Below are 10,709 nucleotides of genomic sequence, written 5' to 3'. Positions count from 1 at the left end.
GATTTTTGGGGCCGCTGCGCAGCCCAGCGGGAGCAAGCTCCCTCGCCACAGGGGAAATCAGGCGTTGATCCGGCGAGTCACCAACCGCTCCAACGCTTCACCCAACCCCGACGCCTTGTCACCCATCAACAGGTGCCAAACACCGCTCTCAAGCTGACTCACACCCTGGCAACCGAGCGCAGTGAGCTGAGCCTCAGACAACCGCGAATCATCCCCCAATTCCACCCGCAGCCGGGTCATCGCCACCGCTTCCAGATGCCGTACATTCCCCCGGCCACCCAGCGCATTCAGCCATTGCTCGGCCTCCTGCACATTCACCGCCACCGGCTTATCCACAGGCGCAACCGCTACAGGCGCTGCTGCAACAAACCCTGGCATCGCCAAGCGAATTTCATCAGCGATGCTATCGGCCATCGGCCCAACCACCACCTGCAAACTCCCGCCGTTACCCGGCCGCACCACAGCCATGGCACCCAGCGCTTTCAACTCTGCATCCACCGCCTTGTTGCGATCCACCATGTCCAGGCGCAGCCGCGTGGTACAAGCACCGACACTCAGCAGATTCTCAGCACCGCCCAACGCCTGGATATAAGCCGTAGCCCGCTGGTTATCACTCATCGCTTCGGCCTGCACCACCTGGATATCTTCCCGGCCCGGCGTCTTGAGGTTGAAGCGGCGGATGCAGTAGCTGAATACCGTGTAGTAGATCACCGAGTAAGCCAAGCCCACCGGTACCACCAACCAGCCATTGGTGGACTTGCCCCAACCCAGCACCATGTCGATAAACCCACCGGAGAAGGTAAAGCCCAGGTGGATATTCAGCAGGTCGGTGACCGCCATCGACAGGCCGGTGAGCAGCGCGTGAATCAGGTACAGGAAGGGCGCCAGGAACATGAAGGCAAATTCAATCGGCTCGGTCACCCCGGTGAGGAACGAGGTCAGCGCCATCGACAGGAAGATCCCGCCCATCACTTTGCGCCGCTCAGGCAACGCATTGCGGTACATCGCCAGACACGCCGCGGGCAGGCCGAACAGCATCACCGGGAACATGCCGGTCATGAACTGGCCGCCTTTGGGGTCGCCAGCAAAGTAGCGGGTCAGGTCGCCCGTGACCACCGCGCCGGTTACCGGGTCGGTGAAGCTGCCGAACACGAACCACGCCATGTTGTTAAGGATGTGATGCAAGCCAGTGACGATCAGCAGGCGGTTGAACACGCCAAACACGAACGCACCGAGGCTGCCGCTTTCCATCAACAGCACGCCGAAGCTGTTGATGCCGTGCTGGATCGGCGGCCAGATCAGGCCGAAAATCACGCCCAGGCCCACCGCGCTGAACCCGGTGACAATCGGCACAAACCGCCGCCCACCGAAGAACGCCAGGTACTCCGGCAACTTGATGTCCTTGAAGCGGTTGTACAGCCCACCGGCCATCAAGCCGCTGGCGATACCGGCGAGCATGCCCATGTTGATGGTGGTGTCCATCACCTTGAGCGTGGAGATCATCACCAGGTAACCAATCGCCCCGGCCAGGCCCGCAGTGCCGTTGTTGTCACGGGCAAAACCCACGGCGATGCCGATGGCGAAGATCAGCGCCAGGTTGGCGAAGATCGCCTGGCCGGCATCGTGCATCACCGCGATATTGAGCAAGTCGGTGTCGCCCAGGCGCAGCAGCAAGCCGGCGATCGGCAGGATCGCGATCGGCAGCATCAAGGCGCGGCCCAGGCGTTGCAGGCCTTCGATAAAGTGTTGGTACATGGCGTGTCTCCCTATTCTTGTTGTTTTCAGCTCAGCGGCCAGTGGTGTTGACAGGCTTGGCGAACGGCCTGGGCGCTGCTCAGGTTGAGCAGTTCCTGGCTCAGCTGCCGGCATTGCGCCGCGTCCAGATGGCGAACGCGGTCCTTGATCTCTCCGACCTGCGGCGGGCTCACCGACAGCTCGGTGACGCCCAGGCCGACCAGTACCGGCGTGGCCAGCGGGTCAGAAGCCAACGCACCGCACACGCCGACCCAACGCCCGTGTTTCGCCGCACCGGCGCAGGTGTGCGCGATCAGTCGCAGCAAGGCCGGGTGCAGCGCATCGACGCGCGCGGCCAAGCCTGCGTGGTCGCGGTCCATGGCCAGGGTGTACTGGGACAGGTCATTGGTGCCGATGGACAAAAAGTCCGCATGTTCGGCCAGCTGTTCAGCCATCAGCGCAGCGGCGGGCACTTCGATCATCACCCCCAGTTCGGGGCGCTGGCTCAAACCCAACTCGGCGCACAGTTCATCCAGGCGCTGGCGAATCTGCAGCAGTTCATCCACCTCGCTGACCATCGGCAACAGGATGCGGCAACGCGCCAGCGGCGAGACTTGCAGCAGGGCACGCAGTTGCTGGTCGAGCAATTCCGGACGCACTTGGGCCATGCGAATGCCGCGCAGGCCCAACACCGGGTTGGCCTCGATCGGCAGCGGCAAATAGTCGAGCTGCTTGTCGCCGCCCACGTCGATGGTGCGGATGATCACCGACTTGTCGCCCATGGCATCCAATACGGCCTGATAAGCCTGACGCTGTTCCTGCTCATCCGGCGCGGTACGGCGGTCGACGAAGAGGAATTCGGTGCGTAGAAGGCCGACGCCATCGGCACCGTTTTCAAACGCCACTTGGGCCTCGCTGCTGGAGGCAACATTGGCGGCGATTTCAATGTTCACACCGTCGCGGGTGCGTGCCGGTTGTTGCGCCTGGGCCTGTTGCTGCTGGCGACGCAGTTTTTGCGCGTCGCGAATCTGGTGTACTTCAGCATGGCGCGCGTCCGTAGGGGCCAGTTCCAGCCGGCCATTAACGGCGTCCAGCACCACGCGCTGGCCCTGAGGCACATCCAATACCTCGGCACCGAGGGCGACCACGCAGGGTAAGCCTTTCCCCCGAGCAAGTATCGCGACGTGGGAGGTGGCGCCGCCTTCGGCCATGCAGATACCGGCGGCCTGCTGTTCACTCAGTTGCAGCAAGTCTGACGGGGTCAGTTCATGGGCGCTGACAATCGATCCGGCGGGTAACTCAAAGTGCCAGGCCTCACCCAGCAAGGCCCGCAATACGCGTTGTTGCAGGTCGCGAAGATCGTTGGCGCGCTCGGCAAACAACGGCTTGCCCAAGGCCAGCAGCACCGTGCACTGGGCCTGGATCGCATCACGCCAGGCGTGGGTGGCAGCGCTGCCGTGGGCGATGGCGTCGGTGGCCGCTTCCAGCAGCGCCGGGTCTTCGAGCAGTGCAAGGTGAGCGGCAAAGATGTCTTCTTCCTCGACATTCTTGCGTTGGCGGGCATGCTCGAGGGTGCTGCGGATTTCGTCACGCACCTGCTCCAGTGCCGTGTCGAGGCGCTGCTGTTGTTCGTCGGCGCTATGGTTACCGGTGTCTTCGGGCAGCTCGATGCCGGTCAGGCGGAACAGTGGCCCGCACACCAGGCCGGGCGCTGCACACACGCCTTGCAGCACATCAGCTTCCACACTGGCGCGACGTGGCGCAGCAGTGGCTACCGGGGCGTGATGGGCTTCGCTGACCGCCACGGATAGCGCCGCGACCAGCCCTTGCAACGCCGCCTCTGCGTCATGGCCACGGCAACTCACCCGCACTTCGTCGCCTTCGCCGATGCCCAGTCCCATCAAGCCAATCAGGCTGTCGCACGACGCCGATTTATCAGCGAAGTGCAGGTGCGACTGGCTGCTGAAACCCTGGGCGGTCTTGCGGATCAGGGCGGCAGGGCGTGCATGCAAACCGCCTCGATGGGTAATGCGTACGCTGGCGCTGGCCTCGAAGCTGGAGTTATCCACAGCTGCTTGGGCGGTGGCGGTGGTGCGCGCAGCAATCTGCAACAACGGCTCACCGACCTTGACCGCCTTCAGCGCCACGGGCGTCAGCTCAAAGCGCTCACTGTTGGTCAGGATGATCAGGCTCACCAGGCTCTTGCACTGGCGTGCGATGCGGTCCAGATCAAACTGCACTAACGGCTGACCCTCGCTCACCCGTGCGCCGTCCTTCACCAGCAAGGCAAAGCCTTCGCCATTGAGCTCCACGGTGTCGATGCCCACATGCATCAGTACTTCGGCACCGTTATCAGCGCGGATGGTCAGGGCGTGCCCGGTGCGCGCGACGTGGATGATCACGCCGTCACAGGGCGCGTGCAGGCAATCGTTCAACGGGTCGATAGCGAGACCGTCGCCCATGGCGCCGCTGGCGAACACTTCGTCGGGGACGCGGTTCAGGGCCAGCACCGGCCCACTCAAGGGGGCGCTAAGGGTCAATGGATTATTGTTGTTGGGCATGGGCACGGTACTCATCAGGAAAACGCCGCTTTAGTGCGTGCGGGTGACTTTGCTCAGGTGGCGCGGCTGGTCCGGGTCCATGCCCCGTGCCTCAGCAAGGCCTGCGGCCATCACGTAGAAGCTCTGGATAGCCAGGATCGGGTCCAGGCTCGGGTGTTCGGCGCGGCTGAGCGTCAGGTCGCGTTCGGCGATATCGTCCGGCGCAGCCAGCAACACGCGAGCACCGCGTTGGCGCATATCGACGGCCAGGCTCAGCAGGCCGGCCTGCTCGGCGCCACGGGGGGCGAACACCAGTAGGGGGTAGTTCTCGTCGATCAAGGCCATCGGCCCGTGGCGCACTTCGGCGCTGCTGAAGGCTTCGGCCTGGATCGCCGAGGTTTCCTTGAGCTTGAGCGCGGCTTCCTGGGCGATGGCAAACCCGGCGCCTCGGCCGATCACCATCAAGCGCTGGCTGCCTTTAAGGGCGTCGACGGCCAGGCGCCAATCCTGTCTGGCGGCGTCACGCAGTCCCTCGGGCAGGGCCTGACAGGCTTGCAGCAAGTCGGCTTCTTGATTCCAGTGGCCGATCAACTGTGCACTGGCGCTGAGGGTGGCGATAAAGCTCTTGGTGGCGGCCACGCTGAGTTCCGGCCCGGCGCACAGCGGCACATGAAATTCACAGGCGGCTTCCAGCGGTGAGTCTTCGGCATTGACCAGGGAGATGCTCAAGGCACCACGCTTGCGCAACAAGCGCAGACTGTTGACCAGGTCCGGGCTCTGCCCCGATTGGGAGAAACCAAACGCTACCTGGCCGCTGACTTTCATCGGCGCCTGCAACAGGGTCACCACCGACATCGGCAGCGACGCCACCGGAATGCCCACGTGTTGCATGGCCAGGTAGGCGAAGTAACTGGCGGCGTGGTCGGAGCTGCCGCGGGCGATGGTCATCGCCACTTGCGGCGGCTGGCGGCGCAGGCGGCCGGCGACTTCTTCCAGCATCGGGTCCAGGCGCTGCAGTTGGGCCGCGACGGCGTCGCAGGAGGCCAGGGCCTCTTCAAGCATTTTTGAAGTCAATGGTTTCTCCTTCGACCATTACGTCGGTGAGTGTCAGGGAGCGGTCCAGACGCACGCAGTCGGCAAAGCTGCCCGGTTGCAGGCGGCCGCGTTCTTCCAGGCCCAGGTAGTCCGCAGGAAATTGCGACAGGCGTTGTGAGGCTTCACTGATTGGCAGGCCGATTTTCACCAGGTTGCGCAGCGCCTGATCCATGGTCAGCGTGCTGCCGGCCAGGGTGCCGTCGGCCAGGCGCACGCCGCCCAGGCATTTGGTCACGGTGTGGCTGCCCAGCTTGTACTCTCCGTCGGGCATGCCGGCGGCGGCGGTGGAGTCGGTGACGCAATACAGGCAGGGGATCGAGCGCAACGCCACGCGCATGGCGCCGGGGTGCACGTGCAGCAAGTCCGGGATCAGCTCGGCGTACTGGGCGTGGGCCAGCGCGGCGCCGACGATGCCGGGTTCGCGGTGATGCAGCGGGCTCATGGCGTTGTACAAATGGGTGAAACTGGTGGCGCCAGCGGCCAGGGCGGCAACGCCTTCTTCATAGCTGCCCAGGGTGTGGCCGATCTGCATGCGCACGCCGCGTTGGCTGAGGGCGCGAATCAGGCCGTCGTGGCCGGCGATTTCCGGGGCGATGGTGATCACCCGGATTGGCGCCAGGCGCAGGTAGGCTTCCACTTCCTGCATCAACGCGGTGTGGGCGAAGTTGGGTTGGGCGCCGAGTTTTCCCGGATTGATGTAGGGGCCTTCCAGGTGCACGCCGAGTACGCGGGCGCTGCCGGCTGGCCGCTGTTCGCAGAACGTGCCGAGCTCACCGAGCACGCGGGAAATTTCTTCCACCGGCGCCGTCATGGTGGTGGCCAGCAGCGAGGTGGTGCCAAAACGCACGTGGGTACGGGTAATGGTCTCGAAGGCGCCCGCACCTTCCATGATGTCGGCGCCGCCACCGCCATGCACATGCAGGTCGATAAAACCCGGCAACAGGTAGGGCAGGTCGTTGTCGGCCGGGTCGCACGGCGTGCCGTCAATGGCGACAACCTTGCCGTGCTCATGCACCAGGCGACCACGCATCCAGCCGCTGGGCGTGAGGATATTGTCTTCAGTCATGGGCAGTTCTCTAAGTTCGCATTCAGGCGGAGTAGTCATGGCGGCGCAGCTCTGCGACAAAGTCGTAGTAGTCGTTGCGGCAGTAGGTGTCGGTGATCTCAATCGGCGTGTTGTCGGCGGTGTAGCCCACGCGGGTCATCAGCAGCATGGCGGTGCCGGGGGCGATGCCGACCAGCGCGGCGAACTCATCCGAGGCATTGATCGCCTGGATATGCTGCAAGGCGCGCACGATGGGCTTGCCGATGCTTTCCAAGTATTCGTACAACGAATTGCCGATGGCCTGGGGATGGGGCAGCACCGAGGCCGGCATGGCGGTCATTTCAATCGCCATCACCGTGTCGTCGGCTTTGCGCAGGCGCTTGAGGCGCGCCACTTTGTCGGTGGGCGACAGGCCCAGGCGGATCAGTTCTTCATGGGTCGGCGGGGTGATGTCGCGCTCCAGCCACTGAGACGTCGGCACAAACCCCTTGAGCCGCAGCATCTCGCTGAACCCCGACAGGCGCGACAAGGGTTGTTCCAGGCGCGGCGTGATGAAAGTGCCGGAGCCTTGGCTGCGACGGATCAGCCCTTGAGCCAGCAACACTTCCAGCGCTTTACGGGCGGTGACCCGCGAGATGCTCAATTGCTCGCTGAGGGCGCGTTCCGAAGGCAGGGCCTGTTCGGATTTCCACTGGCCGGCATGGATCGCTGCTTCAAGGCTGCGGGCCAGTTGCAGGTACAGCGGCGTGGATTGCTTGTCGTCGGGGCGCAGGGCCAGGATGGGATTCATCTGTCAGGTTTCCGATGCGTTATTGGAATGTTGTCGCCCGGTAATGGCCGAAAACTAATACCACTTAAATACCATGTCAATGCTGCCAAAACGGTGAAAATCCCGGTTTCAGGGCACTTTAATGGGGCTTGGTATCAAGTGGTATTAGAGAGGTCTTTGTGGCGCGCACAAGTGCAGGGTCCCGCGCGGTGAACTGGTATTCACCGGCAGGCGCTGCCTGGGGCAGGAATTATTTTCGAATTATTTTACGAACGGCACGCGATTACGGCCGAATCTCGATGAGGGTGCCGTCTTTGACCAGGTTCCACACTTCGCGCATATCCACATTGCGCATGCCGATGCAGCCGTCGGTCCAGTCCAGGGTGTGGAACCACTGTTCCGGGTAGTCTTCGGTGTCGGGGGTGCCGTGGATCATGATCATGCTGCCCGGCTTTACGCCTTCGCGGCGGGCGCGGGCGGCGTCGCTGATGTTCGGGTAGGAAATGTGCATGGCCAGGTTGAAGCGGTCGCTGGTCTTGCGCCAGTCGATCCAGTAGAGGCCTTCGGGCGTGCGGCGGTCACCTTCGATCAGCTTGTGGCCCTTGGGGTTCTTGCCCAGGGAGATGCGATAGGTCTTGAACGGCTTGCCGTCGTTGATCAGCTGCAGCTGGTGGGCGGACTTGAGCACCAGGACTTTCTCGACCGTTTTACCGCCAAGGGTTTGCACCGTGGAGGCCGGGGACAGCGTGGCGAACGACAGGCAGATCAGAGCAAGCAACCAACGCATTGAAACGGTATCCCTTTGGCGACATTGGCCGGCTTGTTATTGGGCGGGCTTGGACAGCGGTGGCACAGACTCGCTACGTACCGGGTATGCCTGTTGGCGACGGTCAGCGAAGAAGCATTCTAAGGTACGCCCGACCGTGCGGAAAGCCAGCTCGGACCAAGGGATATCGGCTTCGTCGAAAAGCCTCACTTCCAGGCTTTCCTGGCCAGCGGCAAAGTCCAGGTCGATCAGTTCGGCGCGGTAGAAGATATGCACCTGGCTGATGTGCGGCACATTGATCAGGGTATAAAGGCTCAGGTTGCGCACGCGGGCGCAGGCTTCTTCCAGTGTTTCACGCATGGCCGCCTGCTCGACGGTTTCGCCGTTTTCCATAAAGCCTGCGGGCAGGGTCCAGTAACCCAGGCGTGGCTCGATGGCGCGGCGGCACAGCAGCACTTGGTCGCCCCACACCGGCACGGTACCGGCGACAATATTGGGGTTCTGGTAATGAATGGTCGAGCAGTGGTCGCATACATAGCGCAGGCGCGCGTCGCCTTCGGGAATGCGTTGGGTCACCGGTTTGCCGCACTGGCTGCAGAAATTCATGCTGGGGTTCCTGGAGAATGGGCACATCTTGGCTTGGTGCCGGGCGTTCCTGCAAGTTGTCGTTTAGCGACAGCCCTGCGGTTTTGGGGTTGGGCGCGTGCACGCTTTGGTGCATGATGCAAGGTAGCCAACAGACCGAGATGACTCATGCTGGACGAGCTACTTCGACGGGTAAGCAACCACACCCCCCACACCCTGGAAACCGACGGGCGTTTCCCCGAGGCTGCGGTGCTGGTGCCGATTACCCGCAGTGACGAACCCGAGCTGATCCTGACCCTGCGCGCCAGCGGCCTGTCGACCCACGGTGGCGAAGTGGCCTTTCCCGGCGGGCGCCGCGACCCCGAAGACCCGGACCTGATCTTTACCGCCTTGCGCGAAGCCGAAGAAGAAATCGGCCTGCCGCCGGGGCTGGTTGAGGTCATAGGCCCGTTGAGCCCGCTGATTTCCCTGCACGGCATCCGCGTAACGCCCTATGTAGGTGTGATCCCCGATTACGTCGAATACCTGGCCAACGACGCCGAGATTGCCGCCGTTTTCAGCGTGCCTTTGGATTTTTTCCGACAGGACCCACGCGAACATACCCACCGCATTGATTACCAGGGCCGTAGTTGGTACGTGCCAAGCTACAGGTTCGGCGAATACAAAATCTGGGGGCTGACAGCGATCATGATCGTCGAGCTGATCAACCTGCTCTATGACGATGCCAAGATCAGCCTGCACCAGCCGCCCAAGAGCTTCATCAATCTATAAGCCATCGTTCAAATGGCATGCCGTGAGGAAAACCATGAAATACCGCCTGGGCGACGCCCGCGTCGAGACCCATCCCGACAGTTGGGTTGCACCGAATGCCACGCTGGTGGGCAAGGTCAAGCTGGAGGAGGGCGCCAACGTCTGGTTCAACGCGGTGTTGCGTGGCGATAACGAGCTGATCCTGATCGGCAAGAACAGCAACGTGCAGGACGGCAGCGTGATGCACACCGACATGGGCTACCCGCTGACCCTCGGCACCGGCGTGACCATTGGCCATAACGCCATGCTGCATGGCTGCACCGTTGACGACTACAGCCTGATCGGTATCAACGCAGTGATCCTCAATGGCGCCAAGATCGGCAAGCACTGCATCATCGGCGCCAACTCGCTGATCGGTGAGGGCAAGGAAATTCCTGACGGCTCGCTGGTCATGGGCTCGCCAGGCAAGGTGGTGCGTGAGCTGACCGAGGCGCAAAAGCGCATGCTCGAAGCCAGCGCCGCGCACTATGTGCATAACTCGCAGCGTTACGCGCGGGATCTGGTTGAGCAGGAAGAATGAGTACGGTTGAACGGCCTGTTGCCTCGCCGTGCGTGAGTATTTGCGCACTGGACGACGACGATATCTGCACCGGCTGTCAGCGCAATGTGGATGAGATTACGCGCTGGAGCCGCATGGACAACGCCGAGCGCCGGCTGGTGCTGGGGTTGTGCCATGAGCGGGCGGTGGCGAGTGGGATAGTGTGGATGACCCCTGGGAAATCTGGCGCCTGACAGGCCGCCATCGCAGGCAAGCCAGCTCCCACCCTTGATGTGTGAATACCTTCAAATGTGGGAGCTGGCTTGCCTGCGATGAGGCCCTGCCAGACGACATCCTTGTAATTGTGTACCCTGTGCGGCATTGCCCACAGGTCCATCCTCCATGTTTTTCCTGATCGCCTATATCAGCAGCGTCGTGCTGATCAACTTCGCCTTCTCCACCGCCCCACACCTGGACGTCATCTGGTCCGCCTGGGGTGGCCTGGTATTTATCCTGCGCGACATGGTGCAAACCCGCTTCGGCCATGGCGCAATCATCGCCATGCTCGCGGCGCTGGTGCTCTCCTATATCACCTCCGACCCGTCCATTGCCCTGGCCAGTGCCACGGCGTTTGCGGTGTCCGAGTGCATCGACTGGCTGGTGTTCAGCATCACCAAGCGCCCGCTGCATGACCGCCTGTGGATAAGTTCGGCGCTGAGCATTCCCCTCGATACCTTTATCTTTTTCGGCCTGATCGGCGCACTGACCCCAGCGGTGGCGGGCACGGCGTTGGTGTCCAAGTTCGCCGGTGTCACCGTGGTCTGGCTGATCATGGCCTGGCGCATCCGCCGGCGGGCTGTCGCCAACTGAGGCCAATTTTTACAGTT

11 protein-coding genes are annotated in these 10,709 nt (G+C 62.7%); 4 read left to right on the top strand and 7 right to left on the bottom strand.

Annotation, left to right across the window (positions count from 1 at the left end; genetic code table 11):
* Positions 1-57 precede the first annotated feature (57 nt).
* From nagE to GIV26_RS13205, 7 genes are all read right to left on the bottom strand, one after another.
* On the bottom strand, positions 58-1,755 hold the full coding sequence (nagE, locus tag GIV26_RS13235; RefSeq protein WP_236280956.1) for an N-acetylglucosamine-specific PTS transporter subunit IIBC: 1,698 nt from the start codon (positions 1,753-1,755) through the stop codon (positions 58-60).
* 26 nt (positions 1,756-1,781) lie between these two features.
* Positions 1,782-4,295 carry a phosphoenolpyruvate--protein phosphotransferase gene (gene ptsP, locus GIV26_RS13230; RefSeq protein WP_236280963.1) on the bottom strand — a complete coding sequence of 838 codons (2,514 nt, stop codon included), beginning with the start codon at positions 4,293-4,295 and terminating at the stop codon, positions 1,782-1,784.
* 30 nt (positions 4,296-4,325) lie between these two features.
* On the bottom strand, positions 4,326-5,348 hold the full coding sequence (locus tag GIV26_RS13225) for an SIS domain-containing protein (RefSeq protein ID WP_236280953.1): 1,023 nt from the start codon (positions 5,346-5,348) through the stop codon (positions 4,326-4,328).
* A complete protein-coding gene (nagA, locus tag GIV26_RS13220; protein WP_096144554.1) occupies positions 5,329-6,435 on the bottom strand; it encodes an N-acetylglucosamine-6-phosphate deacetylase in 1,107 nt (368 codons plus the stop codon). Before nagA ends, GIV26_RS13225 begins: the two co-directional genes overlap by 20 nt.
* Positions 6,436-6,457: 22 nt before the next feature.
* Positions 6,458-7,204, bottom strand: coding sequence for a GntR family transcriptional regulator (locus GIV26_RS13215; protein ID WP_032895423.1), 747 nt, complete (start codon positions 7,202-7,204; stop codon positions 6,458-6,460).
* Between the two features lie 262 nt (positions 7,205-7,466).
* A complete protein-coding gene (locus GIV26_RS13210) occupies positions 7,467-7,970 on the bottom strand; it encodes a L,D-transpeptidase family protein (RefSeq protein WP_014719790.1) in 504 nt (167 codons plus the stop codon).
* Positions 7,971-8,006: 36 nt separating this feature from the next.
* Positions 8,007-8,555: an NUDIX hydrolase gene (locus tag GIV26_RS13205; RefSeq protein WP_057975073.1), complete on the bottom strand. Its 549-nt coding sequence runs from the start codon at positions 8,553-8,555 to the stop codon at positions 8,007-8,009.
* 147 nt (positions 8,556-8,702) lie between these two features.
* On the opposite strand from GIV26_RS13205, the gene GIV26_RS13200 reads away from it, so the two are divergent.
* The 4 genes from GIV26_RS13200 (at position 8,703) to GIV26_RS13185 (ending at position 10,692) form a co-directional block, all read left to right on the top strand.
* Positions 8,703-9,305: a CoA pyrophosphatase gene (locus GIV26_RS13200; RefSeq protein WP_032895425.1), complete on the top strand. Its 603-nt coding sequence runs from the start codon at positions 8,703-8,705 to the stop codon at positions 9,303-9,305.
* A 34-nt stretch (positions 9,306-9,339) separates the two neighbouring features.
* Complete coding sequence (locus tag GIV26_RS13195) at positions 9,340-9,864, top strand: gamma carbonic anhydrase family protein (RefSeq protein ID WP_034115859.1); 525 nt, start codon at positions 9,340-9,342, stop codon at positions 9,862-9,864.
* On the top strand, positions 9,861-10,076 hold the full coding sequence (locus GIV26_RS13190) for a DUF1289 domain-containing protein (protein WP_054898907.1): 216 nt from the start codon (positions 9,861-9,863) through the stop codon (positions 10,074-10,076). Before GIV26_RS13195 ends, GIV26_RS13190 begins: the two co-directional genes overlap by 4 nt.
* 148 nt (positions 10,077-10,224) lie before the next feature.
* Positions 10,225-10,692, top strand: coding sequence for a preQ0 transporter (locus tag GIV26_RS13185; RefSeq protein WP_003193971.1), 468 nt, complete (start codon positions 10,225-10,227; stop codon positions 10,690-10,692).
* Positions 10,693-10,709 lie beyond the last annotated feature (17 nt).

The organism is Pseudomonas sp. PA-1-3F, from assembly GCF_021609665.1.
GTDB classification, from domain to species: Bacteria; Pseudomonadota; Gammaproteobacteria; order Pseudomonadales; family Pseudomonadaceae; genus Aquipseudomonas; species Aquipseudomonas paracarnis.
Note: the sequence above shows the minus strand (reverse complement) of the source record. Positions and strands in the feature narration are given on the sequence as shown.

Coding starts and splice junctions, on each gene's coding strand:
- nagE (WP_236280956.1), bottom strand. CDS start 1,755: ATGTACCAACACTTTATCGAAGGCCTGCAACGCCTGGGCCGCGCCTTG.
- ptsP (WP_236280963.1), bottom strand. CDS start 4,295: ATGCCCAACAACAATAATCCATTGACCCTTAGCGCCCCCTTGAGTGGG.
- nagA (WP_096144554.1), bottom strand. CDS start 6,435: ATGACTGAAGACAATATCCTCACGCCCAGCGGCTGGATGCGTGGTCGC.
- GIV26_RS13215 (WP_032895423.1), bottom strand. CDS start 7,204: ATGAATCCCATCCTGGCCCTGCGCCCCGACGACAAGCAATCCACGCCG.
- GIV26_RS13210 (WP_014719790.1), bottom strand. CDS start 7,970: ATGCGTTGGTTGCTTGCTCTGATCTGCCTGTCGTTCGCCACGCTGTCC.
- GIV26_RS13205 (WP_057975073.1), bottom strand. CDS start 8,555: ATGAATTTCTGCAGCCAGTGCGGCAAACCGGTGACCCAACGCATTCCC.
- GIV26_RS13200 (WP_032895425.1), top strand. CDS start 8,703: ATGCTGGACGAGCTACTTCGACGGGTAAGCAACCACACCCCCCACACC.
- GIV26_RS13195 (WP_034115859.1), top strand. CDS start 9,340: ATGAAATACCGCCTGGGCGACGCCCGCGTCGAGACCCATCCCGACAGT.
- GIV26_RS13190 (WP_054898907.1), top strand. CDS start 9,861: ATGAGTACGGTTGAACGGCCTGTTGCCTCGCCGTGCGTGAGTATTTGC.
- GIV26_RS13185 (WP_003193971.1), top strand. CDS start 10,225: ATGTTTTTCCTGATCGCCTATATCAGCAGCGTCGTGCTGATCAACTTC.